Below are 26,373 nucleotides of genomic sequence, written 5' to 3' on the forward strand. Positions count from 1 at the left end.
TTTATTTGGTTACGCGGTGGTTTTCTTCGCGTTGATCTTTTTCAGCTCTTCATCGCGCAATTCACGACGCAGGATCTTGCCGACGTTGGTGGTCGGCAACGCATCGCGAAATTCCACGGCGCGCGGGACCTTGTAGCCGGTGACATTGGCGCGCATGTGCTCCATCACCTGTTCCTTGGTCAGGGTCACACCCGGCTTGGCAACGATGAAAATCTTGATCGCCTCGCCCGACTTTTCATCCGGCACGCCAATGGCTGCGCACTGCAGCACGCCCGGCAACACGGCCAGTACGTCTTCGAGCTCGTTCGGGTACACGTTGAAGCCCGAGACCAGGATCATGTCTTTCTTGCGATCAACAATGCGCAGGTAACCGTCCGCCTGGATCAGCGCGATATCACCGGTTTTCAGCCAGCCTTCGCTGTCGAGCATTTCGTCGGTGGCATCCTGGCGCTGCCAGTAACCTTTCATGACTTGCGGGCCCTTCACGCACAGTTCGCCGATCTCGCCCATTGGCTGTTCAACACCGGAATCGTCGATAACTTTGCACAGGGTCGACGGCACCGGAATGCCGATGGTGCCGATCTGGATGTTCTGGATCGGGTTGACCGTTGCCACCGGGCTGGTTTCGGTCATGCCGTAGCCTTCGCAGATGGCGCAGCCGGTCACCGCTTTCCAGCGTTCGGCCGCAGCCAGTTGCAAGGCCATACCGCCCGACAACGTGACTTTCAGCGCCGAGAAATCCAGCTTGCGGAAACCTTCGTTGTTGCACAGGGCCACGAACAAGGTGTTCAGTCCGACGAAGCCGCTGAACTTCCACTTCGACAGCTCCTTGACCATCGCCGGCAGGTCGCGCGGGTTGCTGATCAGGATGTTGTGGTTGCCGATCAGCATCATCGCCATGCAATGAAAGGTAAATGCATAGATGTGGTACAGCGGCAGCGGCGTGATCAGGATCTCGCAACCCTCATTGAGGTTGGAGCCCATCAGTGCCTTGCATTGCAACATGTTGGCGACGAGGTTGCGATGGGTCAGCATTGCGCCCTTGGCCACGCCGGTCGTACCGCCGGTGTATTGCAGCACCGCGACATCACTGCTGGCGGGGCTGGCTTCCGCCACTGGCTGGCCCATGCCTTTGCTCAGTACGTCGTTGAACTTGACGGCCTTAGGCAAGTGATACGCCGGCACCATCTTTTTAACGTATTTGATAACGCTGTTGACCAGCAGGCGCTTGAGTGGCGGCAGCAGGTCGGCAACTTCGGTGACGATGACGTGTTTGACACCGGTCTTCGGCACGACGATTTCGGCCAGGTGCGCCATGTTGGCCAGGCAGACCAGGGCCTTGGCACCAGAGTCGTTGAACTGATGTTCCATTTCCCGCGCGGTATACAGCGGGTTGGTATTGACCACGATCATGCCGGCGCGGATGGCACCGAAGACGGCAACCGGATATTGCAACACATTGGGCAGTTGCACGGCGATTCGATCGCCCGGCTGCAAATCGGTATGCTGTTGCAGATAAGCGGCAAAGGCACCGGATAGTTCGTACAGCTCACCGTAGGTGATTGTCTTGCCCAGGTTGCTGAAAGCCGGTTTGTTGGCGAAGCGTTGGCAGGATTGCTTCAACACTGCCTGAATATTCGGGTACTCGTCTGGATTGATGTCGGCAGCAACCCCAGCTGGGTACTTATCCTTCCAAAAGTCTTCGTTCATGGAAGCCCACTCCTCAGCAACGCGAATTCAGCACCGCATTTGATGCGATTATTATTGGTGTTTGGTCATTGGTGAATCTGGCTGACAGAAGGCCGAGAAGTCACAAAGCGCGCCGAGAGTAGCAGCTTTGCCAAGGGTCGCCTAGAGCCAAAAGCGGCCTCTACAGTCACAATTGTGACTAAAGAATAGCAGGCAGTCATTTTAGAGCAAAAAACCTATAAAGCCCTGAAAGCCACGAATACCGGGGCTTTAGCGTCCGACCAAAAGCATCGCGGGCAAGCCCGCTCCCCCAGGATCTACGTAGATACCTGTGGGAGCGTGGCTTGCCCGCGATCCGCGCGACGCGCGGCCATTCACCCATCAAGCGATATCACGCAACTCCCGGCGCAGGATCTTGCCCACAGGCGTCATCGGCAACGACTCACGCAGCACAATGTGCTTGGGTACTTTGTATGCCGTGAAGTTTTCCTTGCAGTAGGCCTTCAGTTCCTCAAGGCTGACACCCGCTTCACGGGCCACCACAAACAACTTCACCGCCTCCCCCGACCGTTCGTCTGGCACGCCGATGACGGCACAGTTCGCGACTCTCGGGTGAGCCATCACCACATCTTCGATTTCGTTCGGGTACACGTTGAAACCAGAGACGATGATCATGTCTTTCTTGCGATCTACGATGCGCACAAAACCGTCCGGATCGATCACCGCGATGTCCCCGGACTTGAACCAGCCCTCGGCATCCAGAACTTCAGCGGTGGCCTCGGGTTTCTGCCAATAGCCCTTCATGATCTGCGGGCCCTTGATACACAGTTCGCCGCGCTCACCCAAGGGCTGTTCGACGCCCTCATCACTGATCACCTTCAAGGTTGTACCCGGCACCGGCAGGCCGACGGTGCCGATCCGCGACTGTTTGCCGTAGGGATTGGTGCAGGCCACGGGCGAGGTTTCGGTCAGGCCGTAGCCTTCGGTAATGCGGCAACCGGTCAACTGCTCCCAACGCTCAGCGGTTGCCTTGACCAGCGCGGTGCCGCCGGAGTTGGTGAGCTTGAGCGTCGAGAAATCCAGGGTCTTGAAGTCCGGATGATCCATCAGTGCAACGAACAGGGTGTTGAGCCCCAGCAATGCCGAGAACCGCCAGTTCTTAAGCTCCTTGATGAAACCGCCGATGTCCCGTGGATTGGTGATCAGCACGTTGTGGTTGCCCGTCACCATCATGCACATGCAGTTCGCGGTGAATGCATAGATGTGGTACAGCGGAAGCGGCGCGATCATGACCTCCTGGCCTTCGCGCAACAACGGTTGCCCGTCACTGCCGAACTGCCCCAGACAGGCCCGTGCCTGTTGCATATTCGCCACCAGGTTGCCGTGGGTCAGCATCGCACCCTTGGCCAGGCCGGTGGTACCGCCGGTGTATTGCAGCACGGCGATATCGTCAAGGCCGACGCTCAGCGGTTTGATACCCACGCCCCGGCCCTGACGCAACGCACTCTTGAAGGAGATGGCCTGAGGCAAGTTGTAGTCCGGGACCATTTTCTTGACCTTGCTGACCATTGTGTTGACCAGCCAGCCCTTGGCGGTTGGCATCAGGTCACCCATTTTCGCTTCGATCAGGTACTGGATATCGGTGTCGGGGAGTACTTCCTGGACTTTCTGGCCGAACATGTTCAGGTACACCAGCGCGCGGGCACCGGAGTCCTTGAACTGATGACGCATTTCCCGCGCGGTGTACAACGGGTTGGTGTTGACTACGATAAGCCCGGCGCGCAATGCACCGAACACGGCAATCGGGTAATGCAGGACGTTGGGCATCTGCACCGCGATGCGGTCACCCGGCACCAGGTCGGTGTGGGCTTGCAGGAAGCCGGCGAAGGCAGCGCTCTGGCGTTCGAGTTCGGCGTAGGTCAGGGTCACGCCCATGTTGCTGAACGCGGGTCTGTCAGCAAATTTCTTGCAGGAACGCTCGAACACCTCAAGCACCGACTTGTAAGCCCCTACATCGATATCAAGTGGCACGCCGGCCGGGCGTTTGTCATTCCAGAAATCAGATTGCATTGTTGTTGTCCTCTTTGCCTGCGCCTATCCGGGCCACTTTTCTGTCATTTCAAAAACAAAAACTTCGAAAAGCGGAACTTCACGGACACTAGCAGTTATGGCGTAGCAGGCAAATATGCCCGCAGTCGTCATTGACCGTATGAATCTTTCAGCCGTGGCGCAGGCTGATCAGACGCCCAACCAAGGATGCGCTATAAACTGCAACGAGCTGTTTCCAACCGAACAGCCTCATGCAAAGGAACCGCCATGATTCATGACACTTTCTGGCTGACCACGAGTGACCACAGCCGCCTTTTCATCAATCAGTGGCTGCCTGCGGGCGGCCTGAAGGCAGTGATTCTGCTGGCCCACGGCATGGCCGAACACAGTGGCCGATATGCCGACCTGGCGGAAAAACTCTGTGAACAGGGCTATGGCGTCTGTGCACCGGACTTGCGTGGACATGGCAGAACTGCCGAAAACGGGACTCTTGGCCACTTCGCCGACAACGATGGTTGGTGCAAGGTTGTCAGTGACCTCGCCAGCCTTAACCAGCACATCGGCCTGCAGCATCCCGGCGTGGCGATCATGCTGCTCGGTCACAGCATGGGCAGTTACATCGCCCAGGCTTATCTGCTGCACCATAGCGCCAGCCTGCACGGGGCGGTTCTCAGCGGTTCGAACTTCCAGCCTGTGGCGCTCTATCGCGCGGCCCGGCAAATCGCTCGCCTCGAGCGCCTGCGCCAAGGACCGAAGGGACGCAGTGCGTTGATCGAATGGTTGTCATTCGGTTCGTTCAACAACAAATTCAAACCGGTGCGCACCCGGTTCGACTGGCTCAGCCGCGATCCGGCGCAAGTCGACTTGTACGCCAACGATCCACTGTGCGGCTTTCGCTGCACCAATCAACTGTGGATCGACTTGCTGGGTGGGTTGCAGCAAATCAGCAAAGCGTCCAATCTCGCGCAGATCGATCCGGGCCTGCCGCTGCTGGTAATTGGCGGTGAATGTGATCCGGTGAGTGAAGGCAAGCGTCTGAATGATCTGGCCAGCGCCTTGCGCGCGGCCGGCAACCAACACGTGCAACTGACGATTTACCCACAGGCACGGCACGAACTGTTCAACGAAAGCAATCGCGATGAAGTCATCGCCGATGTTTTGAACTGGATCGCACAGGCCTTGAGCAGCCCTCGGCCACCCAGATCGGAATAGCTTTTGTGAATTTTCTTATTCGTCACAGGAATTGAGACAGATGACCCAGGTTACCAACACGCCATACGAATCACTGGAAGTCGGCCAGACGGCCAGCTTCAGCAAGACGGTCGAAGAGCGAGACATTCAGCTGTTCGCCGCGATGTCGGGCGATCACAACCCTGTGCACCTGGATGCCGAATACGCCGCCAGCACCATGTTCAAGGAGCGCATCGCTCACGGCATGTTCAGCGGTGCGCTGATCAGTGCGGCAGTTGCCTGTGAATTGCCTGGGCCCGGGACCATTTACATCGGTCAGCAAATGAGCTTTCAGAAGCCGGTGAAAATTGGCGACACCCTGACCGTGCGTCTGGAAATCCTCGAAAAACTGCCGAAATTCCGCGTGCGCATTGCCACCCGCGTATTCAACCAGCGCGATGAGTTGGTGGTGGATGGCGAGGCGGAGATTCTGGCACCCCGCAAACAACAGAGCGTGACATTGACCGAGCTGCCGGCCATCAGCATTGGTTGATCGCTAAAAAGATCGCAGCCTGCGGCAGCTCCTACGGAATTTCGCGTGTAGGAGCCGCCGCAGGCTGCGATCTTTTGATCCAAAAAAACGCCAGTTTTACTGGCGTTTTTAATAGGTGTTACGAGCGAGCACGGGCCTGGTTACGCAGGGCTTTTACTTGATCGTGGTTACGCTGCACACCGTGGTATTGACGCTCAACCAGATCACGAATACCGACCAGGTTGTGTTTGTTGATTTTTTCCATGGCGTCCCGATACGCCTTCATTGCATGGTCTTCACCACGCTCTGCTTCGTTGAGAACAGCCTCCTCGTCCTTGCCGGTGAACATTGACTTCACATCGACCCAACGACGATGAAGGTCGCCGCTGACACTGGTGGAAGTTTCCGGGTCGCCACCCATCGAACGAACCGCGCTCTGCAACTCAGCCGCTGCGCTACCACAATCAGCGGAACGTTGAACAAAGAGGGTTTTGAGTTCAGGGTGTTTGATGTCTTCAGCGCAAGTCTTGAACCCTTCCTGTCCGTCCTTGCAGGTTTCAATAAGGTCGTTGAGTACAGAAATGGATTCTTTATTAATGTCGGTCATTTTTCAATTCCTTGCGGTTGATGAAAGATGCAATAAGTAGTGCACCCTGCATGCCACTCCGGAACCGTTAATTAAATCGTTATTTATCAGATACTTAGCAACAACATAGAAATCTGTATCCGTTTTTTTTGCATGAACTGTCAATTGGCCTGCATGCAGAATGCCTGTATTTTCCTTCCTGACTGACTCCAGACGACTGATCGATGAACCCCGAAAAGCTTGAACTGCTGATCACACGCCAAATGCCCTTCGGCAAGTACAAGGGTCGAATCATTGCCGACCTGCCCGGCCCCTACCTGAACTGGTTCGCCCGGGAAGGTTTCCCCCATGGCGAACTCGGCGGTCTGTTGGCCCTGATGCAGGAAATCGATCACAACGGTTTGTCAGACTTGCTCGAACCGCTGCGCGCCAAGCACGGCAAACCTGCCCCACGTCACTGACTGGCTTATCCGCCCCCAGATTGAGTAACTCCATGCCTGACAACACCCTGCGTGCCCGTGATGAAGCGTTCTGGCAAACCTTCGCCGACCGATACGAGGTCGAACCCGGCCCGATCAACCTTGAAAACGGTTACTTCGGGCGCATGTCGCGCACGGTGGTCGAGGAATATCAGCGCAACATCGAGTTCATCAACCGCAGCAACTCGGTCTATGTGCGCCAGCGCTTCGAACAAGGTGACAGCCTGAAAATCCGCGCACCGTTGTCCAGACTGATTGGCGCCTGCGCTGACAGCATTGCCCTCACCCGCAATGCATCGGAGGGTTTGCAGTCGCTGATCCGCAACTACAACCTCCTTCAGCCCGGTGATCAGGTGCTGGTCAGCGACCTGGAATACGACACGGTCAAAGGCGCGATACGCTGGCTGGCACGCAATCGCGGCGTTGAAGTGATCGAAATCGAACATTCGCATCCGGCAAGCTACGACAGTTTGCTGGTCACCTACCGTGACGCCTTCGCACGTCATCCGCGGCTCAAATTGATGGCCCTGACGCACGTCACTCATCGCACTGGCCTGGTGATGCCGGTGCAGGCGATTGCAGCCGCAGCCAAGGAACACGGGATCGATGTGATCCTCGACGGCGCCCACGCCCTCGGTCAGATCGAGTTTGATCTGACCGAACTGGGCATCGCTTTCGCCGGTTTCAACCTGCACAAGTGGATCGGCGCACCGCTGACGCTGGGCTTTCTCTACATCGCCCCCGAACGTCTGGCCGATATCGACCCGGACATGGGCGAAATGCATTTTCCAGTCACCGACATCCGTGCCCGCACCTCCTACAGCACGCCTAATATCCCTGCGCTGCTGACCTTGCCGCTGGTGCTCGAAGAACATTGGGCCATGGGCGGTGCCGCCGCCAAAGGCGCACGCCTCAATTACTTGCGCAACCGTTGGGTTGGCGCGGTACGCCAGTTGCCGGGCATCGAAGTCATGACCCCGGATGATCCGCGGCTGTACTGTGGCATCACCTCGATGCGCTTTACCCGCCATGCCGACCAGCAAGTGATGGTCGAGCGCCTGTTAAAGGAGTTCAACCTGTTCACTGTAACGCGCAGCGGTGCGGCGTGTGGTCCCTGCATCCGCATCACGCCTGGACTCATCAGCACCGCTGACGACATGGATGCACTGAGCAGCGCACTGACCCAACTGCGTTGACGTCAGACGGTGTATTTGTCGAAGTCTTCTGGTTTGATCTGTGTCGACACCGAGAAGGTGTCGATGCCGATGGTCATCTGCCCGAAAAAGCCGTCTTCATTCGAATCCCGCCCCAACGTGTGTACGTTCAGGATCGAGGCATCGCCGCCCATGGTCGAATAGTAGAAGTCTTCAGCGTTGGTCAGACGAGTTGAAGCACGCCCACCGTATTGACGGGCACACAGTGCTGAACGCGAGGCGACCTCAGGCAGGTAAAGCTGTCCGACCCAGGCGACATGCCTTTCCTCCAGATAATTGTTGCCTGCGGCAATGCGCACGGCGAGGTGAATATGCACGGCACGTCCGGCATAGAAACCCGGATAGATAGTGGTGAAGCGGACGATGCCCGATTTGTCGCTGAACTGCGCGCCACGCAGGTAGGTATCGTCGTCGGTCCGCGCAATCGCGCCGATGTCACCGGAGTCAACCTCAACATCCGGATTGATCTTGCTCCAACCCGAATAGGCGCCCCGCGCATTGCAGTGCCAGATGTCCACCAGCGCATCCGGGACCGGTTCACCGGTCATGGCATCGATGATCGACAGTCGCAGCACGAGTGGAATGCCGTCGGCACCTTCGCTGATGTTTCGACGAATCAGTTTCGAGTTGCGGAAATAGGGGCCGGCAATTTGTTCCGGGGACAACAAAAAAAAAGAAGTAACTGGGGTGTTGGCGTCCATGACGTTCTCTCTTCCATAAGATGAACGCAGGCTAGCATCGGTCGATTTTGGGCATGCGGTAACTATGTATCGCATGATGTCGATGATTTCATGCGGCAGCTCCTGCACGTTGTTCTTCAGGCAAAAAAAAACGGTGCACCGACCAAGCGCACCGTAAAGCCGTAGAACACACAACGAAGTGTAGGGTGACGAATCAGTCCAGCAACGCCAAAGCCTCGGCGGTGCATTCCTGAATGCGGGCCCAGTCGCCGTTCTTGATCCACTGCGGATCAAGCATCCAGCTACCGCCCACGCACATGACGTTCTTCAACGCCATGTAGCTCTTGATGTTGGCAGGACCGACGCCGCCGGTCGGGCAGAATTTCACTTCGCCGAACGGGCCGCCCAGCGCCTTGATGGCCGCGACACCGCCGCTGACTTCAGCCGGAAACAGCTTGAAGCGGCGATAGCCGAGACCGTAGCCTTCCATGATGCCCGAGGCATTGCTGATCCCCGGCAACAGCGGAATCGGGCTGGCAACGCTGGCTTCCAGCAAGTCGCGCGTGATGCCTGGCGTGACGATGAACTGCGAGCCTGCCGCTTCAGCCGCGGCCAGCATGGTGCGGTCGAGCACGGTGCCGGCACCGGTCATCAGCTCCGGGCGCTGTTCGCGCAGGATCTGGATGGCCTTGAGGCCGAACTGCGAGCGCAGGGTCACTTCCAGGGCGGTCAGGCCACCGGCCGCGAGGGCATCGGCCAGCGGCAGAACGTCCTGCTCGCGGGCAATAGTGATCACCGGCAGGATCCGCGCCTTGGCGCAGAGGCTGTCGATCAGGGCAACTTTATCCGCCATGGAAACGGTCGGGGATGGGTTTGTCATAGCGGCTGTTCCTTGGCTCATGGGCACCAGTAAATCTCTAACGTGGGTTGCAAAAACGCGCGAATCGGCATTGCGGCGACATCGTCACCGGCCAGTGCGATGTTCAGGGTGGTCAGCTTGGACTGACCGCAAATCGATAGAACTTTGTGTTTGGCCGAAGCCAGCAGCGCGCGACTCATGGTCAGGCGCTGATGCGGCACGGTCGGCGCCAGCATCGGCCAGCAGCGACGTATGCCATCGGCCTGCAATGCCTCGGCAAGATTCGGGCTATTGGGAAATAGCGAAGCGGTGTGACCGTCATCGCCCATGCCCAGCACCAGTACGTCGATCACCGGCAACTCGGAGAGCAAACGGTCAGCCTGATCGGCCGCCTGTTCCAGGTTGGCGCTAGCGCTGTACAGACTCAAAAACTGAGCCTTGGCCGCCGGGCCTTGCAATAGGTAGCGCTTGATCAAGCCGGCATTGCTGTCGGCATGTTCAACCGGCACCCAGCGCTCATCAGCCAGGCTGATCACCACGTTCGACCAGTCCAGCTTCTGCTTGGCCAGGTGCTGGAAAAACGCCACCGGGCTGCGACCACCGGACACCACCAGGGTGGCAGTGCCTTGGTCCTCAATGGCATCGCTCAGTTGCTTGGCCACGTTCAGCGCCAAACCTTCGGCCAGCAGCACCGCGCTCTTGAACGCATGGGCGCTGACGCCCTGCGGCAGTTTCAAATCAGATATCGCCATACCATGACCTCCCATCCCGCGTGATCAGAGCAATGGAACTCATCGGCCCCCAGGACCCGGCCGCGTACGGCTTGGGCGCATCGCCGGATTTTTTCCACCCGGCGATCAACTGGTCACACCACTTCCACGCGGCTTCGATTTCATCTTTACGGACAAACAGGTTCTGATTGCCGTGCATCACTTCCAGCAACAACCGTTCGTAGGCATCGGGAATCCGTGCGCTGCTCCAGGTGTCGGAAAAATTCAGCTGCAACGGACCGCTGCGCAGCTGCATGCCCTTGTCCAGGCCTTGTTCTTTGGTCATAACGCGCAAGGAAATGCCTTCGTCCGGTTGCAGGCGGATAATCAGCTTGTTGCTGATTTGCAGGCGCTGCTCGGGGGCGAAGATGTAGTGCGACGGTTCCTTGAAGTGGATGACGATCTGCGACAGCTTCTGCGGCATGCGCTTGCCGGTCCGCAGGTAAAACGGCACGCCTGCCCAGCGCCAGTTGCGGATGTCGGCACGCAAGGCGACGAAGGTTTCGGTGTCGCTTTGGGTGTTGGAATTCGGTTCATCCAGGTAGCCCGGTACCGGTTTTCCTTCGCTGTAACCAGCGATGTACTGGCCGCGCACCACCTGTGTGGTCAGCCCTTCCGGGCTGATCGGCGCCAGGGCCTTGAGCACTTTGACTTTCTCGTCGCGGATGCTGTCGGCGGACAGGTCGGCCGGCGGGTCCATGGCGATCAGGCAGAGCAGTTGCAGCAGGTGATTCTGGATCATGTCCCGCAGCTGGCCGGCCTTGTCGAAGTAACCCCAGCGGCCTTCGATGCCGACCTTCTCGGCCACGGTGATTTCCACGTGGGAGATGTAGTTCTGATTCCACTGGGTTTCGAACAGGCTGTTGGCGAAACGCAACGCGATCAGATTCTGGACAGTTTCCTTACCCAGATAATGGTCGATGCGATAGGTGCGATTCTCCGGGAAGAACTGCGCCACGGCGTCGTTGACCTTGCGCGAGGACTCCAGATCGGAACCGATCGGTTTTTCCAGCACTACGCGGGTGTTTTCCACCAGGCCGACTTTTGCCAGGTTCTCGCAGATTGCGCCGTAGACCGCTGCGGGCGTGGCGAAATACGCGATGACCCGTTGCGCCCTGCCTGCCGCCTCTGCCAGGGCGACATAGTCATCCGCATTGAGGAAGTCGACATGCAAATAACTCAGGCGTGCGAGAAAGCGCTCGACAACGGCTTCATCCAGCTCTTTGGCAGCCACATAGCGGCGCAACTCGCCAGCGATGAACGCCAGGTGCTCCTGCTCGCTGCCCGCCTCACGGGCCAGGGCGATGATTCGCGTGTCCTCGTGCAAGAGACCCGCCCCATCGAGTTGATAGAGGGCAGGAAACAGCTTGCGCAGGGCGAGATCGCCCAGGGCGCCGAACAAGGCAAAGGTGCACGGTTCAACCGTAATCGAAGGCATGATGTTTGTTCTTTTATCAAGTTAAGCTACAAATACCTTTTTTCAAGGCATCACTCAAGGGAAAATGTAGTAATAACCACAACATTTTCGCAAAATACAGATTCCGAGTGGTGGTCGGTCGGAGCCATCAGTAGGATAGGCCACCGTTACGGGCCTCACCAAAGGCCCTTTTTGCATTAGCCGCGCGCTTATCGGCGCCGGTGAATCAAGGAAACTCATATGGACCGCGTGCGAAATTTACTGGAGCAGATCCAGAATCGCCTTGAAGAGCTGAACAAGGCCGAACGCAAAGTCGCCGAGGTGATCCTGCTCAACCCGCAGCAGGCCACTCGTTTCAGCATTGCCGCCCTCGCCCAGGCCGCTTCGGTCAGCGAGCCGACGGTCAATCGTTTCTGTCGCTCGTTCGGTGTCAGCGGCTACCCCGAGCTAAAGCTTCAGTTGGCCCAGAGCCTGGCCAGCGGAGCCGCCTATGTCAGCCGAGCGGTTGAAGCTGACGACAATCCGGAGGCGTACACCAAGAAGATTTTCGGCAGCGCCATTGCGTCCCTGGACAGTGCCTTGCAGGCCCTGGACCCGAACCTGATCAGCCGCGCCGTCGACCTTCTGATCCAGGCGCGACAGATCCACTTTTTCGGCCTCGGCGCTTCGGCCCCGGTGGCGCTGGATGCACAGCACAAGTTTTTCCGTTTCAACCTCGCCGTCACCGCCCATGCCGACGTGCTGATGCAGCGCATGATTGCTTCGGTGGCACACACAGGCGAACTGTTCGTGATCATTTCCTACACCGGCCGCACCCGCGAACTGGTCGAAGTGGCTCGCATCGCTCGGGAGAACGGCGCGTCGGTATTGGGCCTGACAGCCGAGAACTCGCCACTGGCAAAGGCCAGCACCCTGAGCCTGAACATTCCGCTGCCGGAAGACACCGACATCTACATGCCGATGACTTCGCGGATCATCCAGTTGACGGTCCTCGATGTACTGGCGACCGGCATGACGTTACGTCGCGGGGTGGATTTCCAGCCACATCTGCGCAAGATCAAAGAGAGCTTGAATGCCAGCCGGTATCCGGTTGGGGATGAGTTCAATTAATTAAAAGATCGCCGCCTCGTTTCACTCGACAGCTCCTACAGGTGTACACGCGCCTTTGCAGGAGCTGCCGTAGGCTGCGATCTTTTGATCTTTCTTTACGCCCCCACCCACGCCTGCAAACTCAAATGCGCCCGCTCCCCCGGCTGCAGACACAGGCTGTCAGTGCCGCCGCTTGCCGCCTCAACGCAAACGAATTCGGATATCTCGTTCCAGGTCACGCCGAGCAGCGGTCGCGACCCCGGATGCCAGACCACAGTGTCTGCCGTATCGCCGGTATCGATGCACAACGCCCGATCCCAAGCGTGATCGTTGAGCTGCAATTCGCCGTCATGCTGAAACACTCGCTGACACCCACCATTGACGCGTAGCTCACCCTCCTGCTGACAAACCTGCCGACTCAGATGGTCGTAGCCCTGGGCGCCTTCGAGCCCAGACAGCGCTACCTCACCAACGTCACCAATACGCCAGTAAGCGTGCAACGCCTGACTCAATTGGCATGGCATGTCGTCCTGATGCTCGGTGCTCAGGCGCAAGTCCATGCGCTCGCCCAGGTGCGCGTGCAGGTCCACCTGCCAGTCACACAACTTCAATTGCCAGTGCAAACGCACGCCATCGTCGTCATGGCTGCTGTCGAGCAGTTTCCAGTCGAGCAACCGTGCCCAGCCATGGGACGGCCAGGCGTTCTCGCTCGGATGTCGGCCATACCACGGCCAACACACGGGCACACCGCCGCGAATCGCACCGACCTGCGGCCACTTCGCCGCACACCACAGCCACGGTTTCTGACCTTGAGGCTGGAAGTGCAGCAACTGCGCCCCCTGCCGACTGAACACCGCCTGACAGCGCGGATGATCGATCACCAGCACATCGCGCATCTGATAGCGCTCCCACGCGAACACCGGTCGTTCGCGCAAGGATTTGAAGAAGCGTTGTAGCGGATGCTCAAGCATGTGCCACGGTCCTGAAATCAACTGTCAGCGGGGGGCGCGCCCCTCAAAAAAAAGCGGACAGCCTTGGCTGTCCGCAAATATGCGCACATAGAGGAGGAGCTTATCGCAGACGCGTCAGAACACCGACTGAATTTTCAGGCCAGCGACCAGAGCATCGTCGACTTCATGCACACCACCAGGGTGAGTGACGTATTGCAGATTGGGACGCACGGTCAGCCAGTTGGTCACGTGGAAACCGTAGTTGAGCTCGTAGTTGTATTCGGTCTCGCGCAGCGGCGAGAACAACGGATCGTTGTAGTCGCTGACACCGTTGGCAGCGTTGGTCAGCTCGGCATTTTTCTTCACGTCTTCGTTGACATGGATACGGGCAAAACCGATACCGACGTCATCTTTTGGACGTGCATCGAACGGGCCCTTGTACACAAACATCAGCGACTGGTAGTTATCGACGATGTTGGTGTCCTTGTCGTGGAACGTGGCGTTGGCGGCAATGTTCAGACCGCGGCTGGCGTCGCCGTTATGGCTGGTGAGTTGCTGCTGCGCAACGAACCAGTAACCGTGCTTGCTGCTGTGGCTGCGATACGCATTACCGCTGGTGGCGGCATCATCGCCATTGTCGTCTTCGCGGACGTCATCGGCGCTGGCCGTGCTTTTGTAGTAACCGACACGGTATTCGCCCGGCAAGGTGTTGACCTTCGGCGACCAGACCAGCTCAACCGGCAGGACGGTGCCTTCGGTGCCGCTACCGCTGAGCTTGAAGCCATTACCGTGTTCCAGTTGCGACGGGTTCTGGTTGTACGCACCGATCTGAGCGTAGAGCTCGTCGTTGATGTTGTACTTCACGCGAATCGCCGCCTGGCTGACCGGCCAGTTGTACCAGATGTTGGTGGCCCAGTTACCCACCTGGGAACCGCAGAACGCCAGGTTCTGGAACTCGCACGGGAAGGTGTTGAAGTCTTCACCCTCACCGAAGTAACCGGCCTTGACGTCCAGCTTGTTGTCGAAGAACTGGTGCTGGATCCACAACTGGGTCAAACGGACCATATGACCACGGCCGTAGACTTCCTGGGACGAACTCAAGGTGCCGGCACGCGGGTCGCCGATGCGGTCGTTGGAGATGTTCTCGCCGTTACGATTGGTGAGCTGGATCTTGGCCTGGGTGTTGTCCCAGCCGAACAGTTTTTCCAGGTCCAACGCCGCGCCCAGGCCAAACTGGTCAGCGTAGCGTGCGGTCTTGTCATCGTTGAAACCGCCATGGAGGTTGCCGCCGACTTCACCGACGTAATCCATTTTGATGTCGATGCCTTGCTCGATCAGTTTGGTGCGCTCGCCACCCCAGTCGCCCGTCATCCACTTGGAATCGGAGCTGAACGCTTCATCGGCCATGGCATTGCCGGCCAGAACCAGTGCTGCCGCTGCTGACACTTGGCAGATCAACCGGGCCTTGTTCTTCATCTTCATCCCTACTTCCTCGTTTTATTGTTATTAACTTTTCTTCTTTAACGCGGTTACATCAGTTGCGACGGATAACAATCCATCCGCCACATGTCCCCCCTGTAGAAGCGAGCCCGCTCGCGAGAAACCTGAGAACACCGTGGGGTGTCAGGTTTCCAGTGTCATCGTTGACGTCCATCGCGAGCAGGCTCGCTCCTACAGTTTTGTTCTTCAGCGGCCTTTGAATTGGGCGACGTTGTCAGCGTGCAATTCGGTTTTCGCTACGCCAGCAACCCCCAGACGCTCACCCGTTTTGGCATCGAACAGCAGCACTTTTGCCGGATCGAATTGCAACGTCAGGGTCTCGCCCACCTGCGGCGCCACATCGGGCGCCAGACGACAGCAAACCTTGGTGCCGTTGAGGTTGACGAACACCAGCGTGTCGGGACCGGTCGGTTCGGTGACCTGGACTTCGGCGCGAATAGTCGGCAAACCATTGGCTTCACCGTTTGCCAGCACGATCTGCTCCGGGCGCATGCCGAGTATCACTTCGCGGTCTTCGAGACCGGCGTCCTGCATGCCCAGCGGCAACTCGCAACGGGCCTGGCCGCTGTCGAGCAACGCCAGCAGACGACCGTCCTTGCGCTGCAAACGCAGGGGGATGAAGTTCATCGGCGGCGAGCCGATGAAGCTCGCCACGAACAGGTTCGCCGGGTTGTTGTAGATGTCTTTCGGCGTGCCGAACTGCTGGATGATCCCGTCCTTCATCACCGCCACTTTGTCGCCCAGGGTCATGGCTTCGATCTGGTCGTGGGTCACGTAGACCGTGGTGGTTTTCAGGCGCTGGTGCATCAGTTTCATTTCGGTGCGCATCTCGACCCGCAGCTTGGCGTCGAGGTTGGACAGCGGTTCGTCGAACAGATAAATCTTTGGCCGACGCGCCAGGGCACGGCCCATCGCCACACGCTGTTGCTGTCCACCGGAGAGTTGGCCCGGCTTGCGGCTGAGCAGGTGTTCGATCTGCAACAGTTTGGAAACCCGAGCGACTTCTTCGTCGATGTCCGCGGTCGGCATTTTGCGAATCTTCAGGCCGAAGGCGATGTTGTCGCGCACGCTCATGGTCGGGTACAGCGCGTAGGACTGGAACACCATGGCGATGTCGCGATCTTTCGGGCTCATGCCGCTGATGTCGGCGTCGTCCACCAGAATCGCGCCGCCGCTGATGGTTTCCAGGCCGGCAATGCAATTCATCAACGTCGATTTACCGCAGCCCGACGGGCCGACCAGGATCAGGAATTCCCCGTCATTGATCTTCAGTTCGATGTTTTTGAGGGTGTCCGGCAAACCGGCGCCGTAGGTCTTGTTGACGTTGCGTAATTCGAGAGTTGCCATGTTCTACCCCTTGACCGCGCCGGACGTCAGCCCACGCAGGAAATACTTGCCAGCGAATATGTAGACCAGCAGTGTCGGCAGCCCGGCGATCATCGCGGCGGCCATATCAACGTTGTATTCCTTGGCCCCGGTGCTGGTGTTGACCAGGTTGTTCAGGGCCACGGTAATCGGCTGGGCGTCGCCACTGGCGAAGACCACGCCGAACAGGAAGTCATTCCAGATCTGGGTGAACTGCCAGATCAGGCAGACCATCACGATCGGGATCGACATCGGCAGCAGGATTTTCCAGAAGATCGTGAAGAAGCCCGCGCCATCTAGCCTTGCGGCCTTGACCAGCGCATCCGGAATGCTCACGTAGTAGTTGCGGAAGAACAGCGTGGTGAACGCCAGCCCGTAGACCACGTGCACCAGCACCAGGCCGGTGGTGGTGTTGGCCAGGCCGAACTTGCCGAGGGTGAACGAGGCCGGCAGCAGCACGGTCTGGAACGGCAGGAAGCAACCGAACAGCAGCAAACCGAAGAACAGTTGCGAACCACGGAAGCGCCACATCGACAATACGTAGCCGTTCATGGCGCCGACGAAGGTTGAAATCAGAACCGCCGGTACGGTGATTTTCACCGAGTTCCAGAAGTAGCCGCCGACCACGTCCCAGGCCTTGATCCAGCCGATGCCGTCAATCACGGTCGGCCAGCTCAGCAGGTTGCCGGTGCGGATGTCTTCCGGGGATTTGAAGCTGGTCAGCAGCATCACGATCAGCGGGATCAGGTACACCGCAGCGGCCAGCAGCAACGTGGCGTAAATGGCGATGCGGCTGAAGCTGACACCACGCTTTGCGAATTGATCAGTCATGGCGTTTGCCTCGCAGCTCGGAGTACAGATACGGCACGAGGATGGTCAGCACGGCACCGAGCATGAGCATGGCGCTGGCCGAACCGATGCCCATTTGGCCACGGCTGAAGGTGAAGGAATACATGAACATCGCCGGCAGATCGGACGAGTAGCCGGGACCGCCTGCGGTCATCGCCGCGACCAGGTCGAAGCTCTTGATCGCAATGTGCGCCAGGATCATGAAGGCACTGAAGAACACCGGGCGCAGGCTCGGTAACACGATCTTCAGGTAGATGGTCGGCAAGCTCGCGCCATCGACCTGCGCGGCACGAATGATCGACTGATCGACACCGCGCAGACCGGCAAGGAACATCGCCATGACAAACCCGGAGGCTTGCCACACGGCAGCAATCACCAGACAGTAGACAACGCGATCCTGATCCACCAGCCAGTCGAGACGGAAGCCTTCCCAGCCCCAGTCACGCAGCATCTTGTCCAGACCCAGGCCAGGGTTGAGCAGCCACTTCCACGCCGTACCGGTGACGATCATCGACAGCGCCATCGGGTACAGGTAGACGGTGCGGATGAAGCCTTCCTTGCGAATGCGCTGGTCGAGCAGCACCGCGAGGAAGACGCCCAGCACCAAACTGATGCCGATGAACATGCCGCCGAACAGCGCGAGATTCTTGCTCGCGACCCACCAGCGGTCGTTGTCCATCAGGCGCATATATTGCTGCAGGCCGACCCACTTGTAGCTCGGCATGAAGCTGGAATTGGTGAAGGACAGAATGAACGTCCAGATGATGTAACCGTAGAAACCAACCAACACGATCAGCATGCTCGGCGCCAGTACCAACTTGGGTAGCCAGCGTTGCAGCGCATCGAACGGTGAGGCTTTGCTGAAAACCGCCACAGAGCTCATCGGGATAATCCAGTGTTAGAAATGAAGATCAAACCTGTAGGAGCCGGCTTGCTGGCGACACGGGCGACACGGTGTGTCAGGTACACCGCTATCGCCAGCAAGCCGGCTCCTACAATTGGCAGATCATCGATAGATGCCGCAGGCCTGGCCTGCGGCGGCCGTGGTTTTACTGGGCAGCTTTGACAGCCGACGCCAGTTGGGCGCTGGCCTTGGCCGGGTCTGCGTCCTTGTCGTTCATGAAGTTGGTGACCACGTCGAAAATCGCGCCCTGCACCGCCAGCGAAGTGGCCATGTTGTGCGCCATGCTCGGTTGCAGACCACCGGACTTGTCGTCCGCGATGAAGTCGTTCGCCGACTTCTGGGCGCACTCGTCGAAGCCGAGCTTGTCCATTTCCTTCAGCATGTCGTTACGTACCGGGATCGAGCCCTTGTTCATGCTGAAGACTTTCTGGAAGTCGGTGCCCAATGCGACCTTGGCCAGGTCCTGCTGGGCAGCGATGTCGCCCTTGCGATCAGCCTTGAGCTTGAACACCGCCAGGGAGTCGATGTTGTAAGTGAAGGCTTTTTCGGTGCCTGGGAACGGCACGCACTGGTAGTCCTTGCCCGGGACTTTTTTCGCGGCGGTCCACTCGCTTTTCGCCCAGTCGCCCATCATCTGCATGCCGGCCTTGCCGCTGATGACGTCGGCAGCGGCGATGTTCCAGTCACGACCGGCGCGGTTCGGGTCCATGTAGCCGGTGATTTTTTTCAGCTCGGTGAACGACTGGGTCATTTGCGGGCCGGACAGGGTTTTCTGGTCCAGATCGACCAGGGCTTTCTTGTAGCCGTCAGCACCCATGACCGACAACACGATGTCTTCAAACACGGTGCTGTCCTGCCAAGGCTGACCGCCGTGGGCGAGCGCGATGAAGCCGGCGGCTTTGAGCTTGTCGCCGGCGGCATAGAATTCTTCGAGGGTGGTCGGGGCTTTTTCGATCCCGGCTTTCTTGAACACTTGCGGGTTGATCCACAGCCAGTTGACGCGGTGAATGTTCACCGGCACGGCCACGTAATCACCTTCGTACTTCACGGTGTCGGAGACTTTCTTCGACAGCAGGCCGTCCCAGTTTTCCGCTTTGGAAACGTCTTTCAACGCATCGGTGCTGAGCAGGCCAGTGCTGCCCCACTCCTGGATGTCCGGCCCTTTGATTTGTGCAACGCCCGGCGGGTTACCGGCCACGGCGCGGCTCTTGAGCACGGTCATGGCCGTGGAACCGCCACCACCGGCGACTGCGCCATCCTTCCAGGTGAAGCCGTCTTTTTCGACTTGGGCCTTGAGGACATCAACCGCTGCTTTCTCGCCACCGGAGGTCCACCAATGCACAACTTCCACGGAACCTTTGGGTTCGGCAGCCAGGACACTGAGAGGGAGCGCAGACAGGGAAGCGAGAGAAATGACAGTAGCGAGGCGAGAAATCGCATTCATCTAGGAGTACCTTTCTTGTTGTTATGCGTTGCAAGTCTGGTGCTTGCGCTGCATAGGATTTTAAACAGGGGATATCCCCTCGCAGGTAACGAAGGGATGCGCGAATGTCACCGCATGGTTACATAGAAGCGCTCTGGGACGACTGCGCCAGCGCGCTGGCCATACTCGGCGCCAGGGGCAGGCGCGGAATCAGCACGGCTTGCCAGGCGTGGTAAAGGTCCGGTTTTCCGGCCCAGATGTCGGCGCTCGGGCGGTTCAAGGGATCGAGTTCATGGTGCCAACTGCCCTCGCAACGGTCGATGAAATGACTGTCACAGAATTCCCAGAATAGCCGGTACCAATGTTCGTACTGCGCGTCGCCGGTTCGCTTGAGCAAGGCGCTGGCGGCGGCGCTGGCTTCGCAATGAGTCCAGTGCAGACGATGGCGAACCACCGCGCGATTGTCCCAATCGAGGGTGTAGACAATGCCCGGCGCGCCGTCGACATCCCAACCATGGAGGCAATTGTGCTCGAAGAGTTTTTGCGCGTCGGTGACCAGCCAGCCCGGCGTGAGCATGCCGGCTCGTACCCGTGCCGCTTCGAGGTGCAGCACCAGCCGTGCCCATTCGAAACCATGGCCTGGTGTGGTGCCATAAGGACGGAAACCGTCAGCCGGGTTGTCGTGGTTGTACTCGCGCAGCGGCTGCCAATCGCGGTCAAAATGCTCGATCACCAGGTAGTCGTTGGCGGCGGCGTGATTGTGGATCACCCGCTCGACGATGCGTTGGGCGCGACCCAACCAGCGGTTGTCGTCGGTGACATCGGCCAGGGCGAGGAAGGCTTCGGTGGCGTGCATGTTGCTGTTGGCGCCGCGATAGGCTTCTTCGCAACTCCAGTCGCGGTTGAAGGATTCGCGCATGGCGCCCTCCTCCTCGCTCCAGAAATACGTGTCGATTATGTCAAGCGCATCATCGAGCAAGGCCTGCGCGCCGGGGCGTTGCGCGACCACCGCAGAACTGGCGGCCAGCGCGACGAAAGCGTGCAGATAGGCGTTCTTGCCGGTGTTGCCATCGCGATGCTCGGCGCTCGCGAACCAGCCACCGTGCACGGCATCGCGCAGTGGTCCGCGCAAGGCATGGATACCGTGATCGACCAGTTCGGCAAAACCCGGCAGCCCTTGAATGTGAGCCATGGCAAAGCTGTGGGTCATGCGTGCGGTGTTCATGGTTTCGGCTTGGGCGTCGGGGGGCAGATGACCGCGCTCGTCGAGATTTCCGAAACCTTCAGGCAGCTTTGAAGCCTTGGCAAATGCCAGTAGTCGCAGGCCTTCAGCGGCGAGCCATTGCTGATGGGCGGGTGCGTTCAGCCAACTGCTGAAGGCGGGTTGAGAGGAGTCCATGGGGTGCCTTTTTTGTTGTTATGACTGAGGGGCAGTCTAAACAACGGGCGGTGGCGGGCTTGTAACGAAGGGGGCATGGTTTGTCACCGTTCGGTGACAAAGCAAGATCAAAAGATCGCAGCCTTCGGCAGCTCCTACATTTGTCGGCGTAGGAGCTGCCGAAGGCTGCGATCTTTTGACTTTTAATCCGCCGAGCGCGGCAGCTGCAACGTCACCCGCAACCCACCTTCACGCAAATTCTGCAAAGTGACCTCACCGCCATGGCTATGGGCAATGTTGCGCGCAATCCCCAGCCCCAACCCATAACCCTGCTGCTGCCCGGCCAGGCGGAAGTGCGGCTCGAACACCTGCTCCAGCCGCTGCTCCGGAACCCCCGGTCCTTCGTCGTCGACATGCAGCACAAAGGCGCTGTCATCATCATCGATATGCAGATGCGCGTTCTGCCCGTACTTCAGCGCATTGTCGATCAGGTTGCCGATGCAACGCTTGAGCGCCAGCGGCTTGCCGGGATACGCGGCCAGTGCACGTCCCTGCTGGGTCACGCGGCCGTTGCCGTTCGGCGCCAGGTACGGTTCCACCAGACAGTCGAGTACGTGATTGAGATCCACCGGCTCGATGTTTTCATGGATGTCAGTGTCTTTCACGCATTGCAGCGCGCCTTTGACCAACAACTCCAGCTCATCCAGATCGCGGCCGAACTTGGTTTGCAGTTGTTCGTCTTCAAGCAATTCGACACGCAATCGCAGCCGGGTGATCGGCGTTCGCAGATCGTGAGAAATCGCGCTGAATAACTGGCTGCGCTCGGTCAGGTAGCGGCTGATGCGTTCACGCATGGTGTTGAAGGCGCGACCGACTTCGACCACTTCACTGCCACCGCCTTCGGCCACCGGTTCGACGTCGGCACCCAGTGACAAATCTCGTGCAGCCCGCGCCAGACGCTTGAGTGGTCGACTCTGCCAATGCACCAACAGGCCAATGAACAACAACAGGAAACCGCTGGTGAGTACGATGAACCACACCTGCTGCGCAGGCAGGCCTTGCTCTTCAAGGCTGGTGTAGGGCTCGGGCAACAGCGACGCGATGTACAACCACTCACCCGGGGCCATCTGGATCTGCGTGACCAGCACCGGCGGGTTCACCGGCTCCAGGGTCAATGCATAGTGCGCCCACGAACGTGGCAGCTCATCGAGTTTGAGACCGCCGTTGAAGATTCGCAGGTCTTCGGGGCTGACGAAGGTGACCGAAATATCCGTGTCATGCCCCAGGGACGCACGCAGCACTTCATCCACCGCTTTGATGACCGCCGCTTTTCGCGGGGTCACGGGCAACACTTCCATGCCCAGGGGCTTGTCGTTCAGCGTCACCACGAACCGGGTGCCGCCCATGCTGCGCAACTGATCGAGCACCAAAGGCCGATAAGCCACCGGTAACGATCGGAAATAACTGACGCTGGCGGTCATCGAATGGGCCAGGCTGCGGGCACTGGTGACCAGGCCTTCCAGTTGCGTGGCGCGCAGTTGCGAGACCCAGATCACGCTCGATAACGCCTGCGCGAACAGCACCGCAAGCAGCGTCAGCAGCAACATTCGCCCCAGCAGCGAACGTGGCACCGGCACCCTCGCCGCAAGCTTGCGCAAGGACTCAGTGACCATTGCTGGCAACCACACTGGCTGCCAGTTGGTAGCCACTGCCGCGTACGGTGCGGATCAGCCGAGGTGGTTTCTCGGTGTCGCGCAGACGTTGGCGCAAACGGCTGACCGCCATGTCGACGATGCGGTCGAGCGGCATCAGGTCCCGCCCACGGGTGGCGTTGCCGATGGTGTCGCGGTCGAGGATTTGCTGCGGGTGATCGAGAAAGAGTTTGAGCAGGGCGAAATCGGCGCCGGAGAGAATCACCTCTTCACCATCGGTGTGGAACAGCCGATGGCTGACCATGTCCAGGCGCCAGTCATCGAAGGCCAGCACTTCACCGCCGCTGCGTTCCTGACCGAACTGCGCGCGACGCAGCAACGCCTTGATCCGCGCCTGCAACTCACGCGGGCTGAACGGTTTGCCGAGGTAGTCGTCGGCCCCAAGCTCAAGACCGATCACCCGGTCGGCTTCATCGGAACTGGCGGTGAGCATGATGATTGGCACTTGCGCCCGACGGGGATGTTGACGAATCCAGCGACACAAGCTGAAGCCGTCTTCGTCGGGCAGCATCACATCAAGGATCACCAGATCGCTCGGCGCCTCGTTCAGGGCCTGGCGAAAGCCGGCGCCATCGGGCGTGGTGCGCACCTGGAAACCGGCGCGGGTCAGGTAGGTGTCCAGCAACTCGCGTATCTCTTGATCGTCATCGACCAACAAAATCGACTTGTTGACTGAGCTCACGGGGCGGCGTCCTTGTTTTTTGAATTGGGCGGATTATGCCTTAAGCACCTTGAATAGTTGTTGCCTGTCCTGGCCCCATCGCTGGCAAGCCAGCTCCTACAGAGTTCGTACCAAACGCAAGAACACCACAAACCTGTAGGAGCTGGCTTGCCAGCGATGAAGGCAACTCGATCTCAAGCCTGTTCGAGCGCTACACCGGCACCAACAAGACCCGAGTACGGCGCTGTCACCAGCCACACCGGAATCCCCTTGAAGTAATCGCTCATACAACCCTTGTCGGCGAAGCAGCGGGCGAAACCGCTTTCGAGGAAGAAATCGGCAAACCGCGGAATCACTCCGCCAACAATGTACACACCACCGCGTCCACCGCTGGTCAGTACGTTGTTGCCGGCCACGCGACCGAGCCAGCAGCAGAACTGCTCAAGCACTTCCACAGCAATAGGGTCACCCGCCAACCCGGCAGCGGTAATGGCTTGCGGTGTGTCGAGCACGGGCGTGTGCCCATCCACCGCGCAGATCGCCCGATAAACACGTGGCAAGCCGCCGCCGCTCAGTGCGGTTTCAGCACTGACGTGTCCGATTTCATTGGAGATGTGCTGCCATAGCTGGGTTTCACGCGGGCTGCTCAAGGGCAGATCAACATGACCACCCTCACCCGGCAGCGCGGCAAAACGCCCTTCGCCGAGATCGAGCAAGGTGCCAACGCCCAAGCCAGTGCCCGGTCCGATCACCACCGCCGGGCGCAACGGCTCCGGCGTGCCTTCGCAGACCATGCGGAATTCGCCGGGCTGCAAACGGGTCATGCCCAACGCCATGGCCGAGAAGTCGTTGACCAGCAACAGCTGATCGACCTGCAAGGTCTGGCAGAACCCCTTGCGGCTCAGACGCCAGTGATTGTTGGTGAACTTGAATTCGTCGCCGCTCACGGGGCCGGCCACCGACAGGCAGACCGAACCGATTGAACCCGGCGCAAGGCCCAGCCCATTCAGATAGAGGCTGATTGCCTCTTCCGGGCTGGAAAAATCGGCCGTTGCCAGCACCTGGACCGATTCCAGCTGCTGGTTTTTCCACAACGCGAAACGTGCGTTGGTCCCACCGATGTCACCGACCAAAGCCAGTTTCAATTAAGCGTCTCCAGGGCAGAAGTGAAGGCGCTGGCGCCCTGCTCCGCCGAGCTGAAGGCCATGCGCATGAAACCAAACAGCTCGCGACCGGTGCCGATGTTGTTACCCAACAGGCCCTTGGCCGGCGTGCGCGCTGCGAATTCTTCGGCGTCCACCTTAAGCTCCAGGGTGCCTTTGACGCCATCGACGCGGATGATATCGCCCTCTTGCACCCGCGCCAAAGCGCCACCGACATAAGCTTCGGGGCTGACGTGAATCGCCGCCGGGATTTTGCCCGAGGCGCCGGACATGCGCCCGTCAGTCACCAGTGCGACCTTGAAGCCGCGATCCTGCAACACACCGAGGAAAGGCGTCATTTTGTGCAATTCCGGCATGCCATTCGAGCGCGGGCCCTGGAAGCGCATCACTGCGACAAAATCCTTCTCCAGCAAACCTGCCTTGAACGCATCAGCCAGATCCTGCTGATCCTGGAACACCATGGCCGGTGCTTCGACGATCTGGTTTTCCAGGGCCACGGCCGAAACTTTCATGACACCGCGACCGAGGTTACCTTCCATCACCCGCAGGCCGCCCTCAGGCGAGAACGCACGAGCAACCGGACGCAGGATGCTTTCATCGAGGCTTTCGGTCACGCCTTCACGCCAGACCAGTTCGCCGTTATCGAGGAACGGTTCCATGGTGTAACGGCTCAGGCCATGGCCGAGCACGGTGTTGACGTTTTCGTGGAGCAGCCCGGCATCCAACAATTCGCGAATCAGGAACGACATGCCGCCCGCCGCCTGGAAGTGGTTGATATCAGCCTTGCCGTTCGGGTAGACGTGGCTCAGGGTCGGCACGACTTCGGAGAGGTCGGCCATGTCCTGCCAGGTCAGCTGAATGCCCGCCGCCATGGCAATCGCCGGCATGTGCAGGGTGTGGTTGGTCGAGCCGCCAGTGGCATGCAGGGCCACGATGGAGTTGACCAGCGAACGCTCGTCGACGATTTCGCCGATTGGCATGTAGTCGCCATTTTGCTTGGTCAGGCGCGTGACCTGATGCGCCGCTTCGCGGGTCAGGGCATCGCGCAACGGTGTGTTCGGGTTGACGAAAGAGGCGCCCGGCAAATGCAGGCCCATGACTTCCATCAGCAACTGGTTGGTGTTGGCGGTGCCATAGAAGGTGCAGGTGCCGGGGCTGTGATAGGAGTTCATTTCCGATTCCAGCAACTCTTCGCGGCTGGCCTTGCCTTCGGCGTAGCGCTGGCGCACGTCAGCTTTCTGCTTGTTGGAAATGCCCGAAACCATCGGACCGCCTGGCACAAAGATCATCGGCAGGTGACCGAAACGCAACGCGCCCATCATCAGGCCCGGCACGATCTTGTCGCAGATGCCGAGCATCAGTGCCCCGTCAAACATGTTGTGGGACAGCGCCACCGCTGTGGACAACGCGATCACTTCACGGCTCGGCAGGCTCAGTTCCATGCCCGGCTCGCCTTGAGTCACGCCATCGCACATGGCTGGCGTGCCACCGGCGAACTGGCCGACGGAGCCGATTTCACGCAGGGCTTTTTTGATCTGTTCAGGGAAGACTTCGTACGGCTGGTGCGCCGAGAGCATGTCGTTATATGACGAAACAATCGCAATGTTCGCGGAGTTCATCATCCGCAGGCTGTTCTTGTCGTCGCTGCCGCACCCGGCCACGCCGTGGGCGAAGTTGGCGCATTGCAGCTTGCCGCGCATCGGACCGTCGCTGGCCGCACCGCGAATCAATGCAAGGTAAGCCTCACGCGTGGCGCGGCTGCGGGCGATAAGCCGTTCGGTGACCTCAAGGACGCGGGGATGCATGTGTAGAACTCCAGGCTAACGGATGTGGCGACCTGATTGTCTATGCTGATCAAAGGCCGGTGTCGATGGAATGACAGACGGTTTTCTTGATCGGTCGGACCAGTTGATTCAGGTCACTCGTTGTAGATT

23 protein-coding genes are annotated in these 26,373 nt (G+C 59.1%); 5 read left to right on the forward strand and 18 right to left on the reverse strand.

Annotation, left to right across the window (positions count from 1 at the left end):
- Positions 1–9 precede the first annotated feature (9 nt).
- The gene (gene fadD1, locus QMK58_RS23555; protein WP_053155434.1) at positions 10–1,710 is read right to left on the reverse strand and encodes a long-chain-fatty-acid--CoA ligase FadD1; all 1,701 of its coding nucleotides are present in this window, start codon (positions 1,708–1,710) and stop codon (positions 10–12) included.
- 360 nt (positions 1,711–2,070) lie between these two features.
- Entirely contained in the window at positions 2,071–3,759 is a 1,689-nt protein-coding gene (gene fadD2, locus QMK58_RS23560; RefSeq protein WP_320395515.1) for a long-chain-fatty-acid--CoA ligase FadD2, read from the reverse strand.
- A 246-nt stretch (positions 3,760–4,005) separates the two neighbouring features.
- Between fadD2 and QMK58_RS23565 the strand changes: the two genes are divergently transcribed.
- Positions 4,006–4,950, forward strand: a complete 945-nt coding sequence (locus tag QMK58_RS23565) for an alpha/beta hydrolase (protein ID WP_053155429.1) — start codon at positions 4,006–4,008, stop codon at positions 4,948–4,950.
- 40 nt (positions 4,951–4,990) lie between these two features.
- Positions 4,991–5,461 carry a MaoC family dehydratase gene (locus QMK58_RS23570; RefSeq protein WP_053155426.1) on the forward strand — a complete coding sequence of 157 codons (471 nt, stop codon included), beginning with the start codon at positions 4,991–4,993 and terminating at the stop codon, positions 5,459–5,461.
- A 118-nt stretch (positions 5,462–5,579) separates the two neighbouring features.
- Here QMK58_RS23570 and QMK58_RS23575 read toward each other — a convergent pair whose 3' ends face one another.
- Complete coding sequence (locus QMK58_RS23575) at positions 5,580–6,047, reverse strand: ferritin-like domain-containing protein (protein WP_053155425.1); 468 nt, start codon at positions 6,045–6,047, stop codon at positions 5,580–5,582.
- A 203-nt stretch (positions 6,048–6,250) separates the two neighbouring features.
- On the opposite strand from QMK58_RS23575, the gene QMK58_RS23580 reads away from it, so the two are divergent.
- Complete coding sequence (locus QMK58_RS23580) at positions 6,251–6,487, forward strand: DUF3820 family protein (protein ID WP_060539690.1); 237 nt, start codon at positions 6,251–6,253, stop codon at positions 6,485–6,487.
- A 32-nt stretch (positions 6,488–6,519) separates the two neighbouring features.
- Positions 6,520–7,701: an aminotransferase class V-fold PLP-dependent enzyme gene (locus QMK58_RS23585; RefSeq protein WP_320395516.1), complete on the forward strand. Its 1,182-nt coding sequence runs from the start codon at positions 6,520–6,522 to the stop codon at positions 7,699–7,701.
- A gap of 2 nt (positions 7,702–7,703) precedes the next feature.
- Here QMK58_RS23585 and QMK58_RS23590 read toward each other — a convergent pair whose 3' ends face one another.
- The 4 genes from QMK58_RS23590 to zwf form a co-directional block, all read right to left on the reverse strand.
- Complete coding sequence (locus QMK58_RS23590; RefSeq protein WP_320395517.1) at positions 7,704–8,420, reverse strand: intradiol ring-cleavage dioxygenase; 717 nt, start codon at positions 8,418–8,420, stop codon at positions 7,704–7,706.
- A 193-nt stretch (positions 8,421–8,613) separates the two neighbouring features.
- The gene (locus QMK58_RS23595; protein ID WP_053155415.1) at positions 8,614–9,279 is read right to left on the reverse strand and encodes a bifunctional 4-hydroxy-2-oxoglutarate aldolase/2-dehydro-3-deoxy-phosphogluconate aldolase; all 666 of its coding nucleotides are present in this window, start codon (positions 9,277–9,279) and stop codon (positions 8,614–8,616) included.
- Between the two features lie 17 nt (positions 9,280–9,296).
- Positions 9,297–10,010, reverse strand: a complete 714-nt coding sequence (gene pgl / locus QMK58_RS23600; protein ID WP_053155412.1) for a 6-phosphogluconolactonase — start codon at positions 10,008–10,010, stop codon at positions 9,297–9,299.
- Positions 9,997–11,466 (reverse strand): glucose-6-phosphate dehydrogenase, encoded by a 1,470-nt coding sequence (gene zwf / locus QMK58_RS23605; RefSeq protein ID WP_053155410.1) that lies wholly within the window; start codon positions 11,464–11,466, stop codon positions 9,997–9,999. Before zwf ends, pgl begins: the two co-directional genes overlap by 14 nt.
- Positions 11,467–11,694: 228 nt before the next feature.
- Here zwf and QMK58_RS23610 point away from each other — a divergent pair, with 228 nt between their 5' ends.
- Positions 11,695–12,555: a MurR/RpiR family transcriptional regulator gene (locus QMK58_RS23610; protein WP_172681795.1), complete on the forward strand. Its 861-nt coding sequence runs from the start codon at positions 11,695–11,697 to the stop codon at positions 12,553–12,555.
- Between the two features lie 95 nt (positions 12,556–12,650).
- Here QMK58_RS23610 and QMK58_RS23615 read toward each other — a convergent pair whose 3' ends face one another.
- The 11 genes from QMK58_RS23615 to edd all read right to left on the reverse strand — a co-directional run bounded on the left by QMK58_RS23615 (position 12,651) and on the right by edd (position 26,244).
- Positions 12,651–13,505, reverse strand: coding sequence for a D-hexose-6-phosphate mutarotase (locus tag QMK58_RS23615; RefSeq protein WP_320395518.1), 855 nt, complete (start codon positions 13,503–13,505; stop codon positions 12,651–12,653).
- Positions 13,506–13,619: 114 nt separating this feature from the next.
- Complete coding sequence (locus QMK58_RS23620; protein WP_053155404.1) at positions 13,620–14,966, reverse strand: carbohydrate porin; 1,347 nt, start codon at positions 14,964–14,966, stop codon at positions 13,620–13,622.
- Positions 14,967–15,170: 204 nt separating this feature from the next.
- On the reverse strand, positions 15,171–16,331 hold the full coding sequence (locus tag QMK58_RS23625) for an ABC transporter ATP-binding protein (RefSeq protein WP_053155401.1): 1,161 nt from the start codon (positions 16,329–16,331) through the stop codon (positions 15,171–15,173).
- A 3-nt stretch (positions 16,332–16,334) separates the two neighbouring features.
- Positions 16,335–17,180, reverse strand: a complete 846-nt coding sequence (locus QMK58_RS23630; RefSeq protein ID WP_053155400.1) for a carbohydrate ABC transporter permease — start codon at positions 17,178–17,180, stop codon at positions 16,335–16,337.
- Complete coding sequence (locus QMK58_RS23635) at positions 17,173–18,081, reverse strand: carbohydrate ABC transporter permease (protein ID WP_008032969.1); 909 nt, start codon at positions 18,079–18,081, stop codon at positions 17,173–17,175. Before QMK58_RS23635 ends, QMK58_RS23630 begins: the two co-directional genes overlap by 8 nt.
- 166 nt (positions 18,082–18,247) lie before the next feature.
- Positions 18,248–19,546, reverse strand: coding sequence for an ABC transporter substrate-binding protein (locus QMK58_RS23640; RefSeq protein ID WP_053155398.1), 1,299 nt, complete (start codon positions 19,544–19,546; stop codon positions 18,248–18,250).
- 118 nt (positions 19,547–19,664) lie between these two features.
- Positions 19,665–20,924 (reverse strand): AGE family epimerase/isomerase, encoded by a 1,260-nt coding sequence (locus QMK58_RS23645; RefSeq protein ID WP_053155396.1) that lies wholly within the window; start codon positions 20,922–20,924, stop codon positions 19,665–19,667.
- Between the two features lie 182 nt (positions 20,925–21,106).
- Positions 21,107–22,576, reverse strand: coding sequence for an ATP-binding protein (locus tag QMK58_RS23650; protein ID WP_053155393.1), 1,470 nt, complete (start codon positions 22,574–22,576; stop codon positions 21,107–21,109).
- Positions 22,566–23,297, reverse strand: a complete 732-nt coding sequence (locus QMK58_RS23655) for a response regulator (protein WP_053155390.1) — start codon at positions 23,295–23,297, stop codon at positions 22,566–22,568. Before QMK58_RS23655 ends, QMK58_RS23650 begins: the two co-directional genes overlap by 11 nt.
- 173 nt (positions 23,298–23,470) lie before the next feature.
- A complete protein-coding gene (locus QMK58_RS23660; RefSeq protein WP_053155389.1) occupies positions 23,471–24,421 on the reverse strand; it encodes a glucokinase in 951 nt (316 codons plus the stop codon).
- Complete coding sequence (gene edd / locus QMK58_RS23665; protein WP_053155388.1) at positions 24,418–26,244, reverse strand: phosphogluconate dehydratase; 1,827 nt, start codon at positions 26,242–26,244, stop codon at positions 24,418–24,420. Before edd ends, QMK58_RS23660 begins: the two co-directional genes overlap by 4 nt.
- Between the last annotated feature and the right edge of the window lie 129 nt (positions 26,245–26,373).

The organism is Pseudomonas sp. P8_241 (assembly GCF_034008315.1).
Classification (GTDB): Bacteria; Pseudomonadota; Gammaproteobacteria; order Pseudomonadales; family Pseudomonadaceae; genus Aquipseudomonas.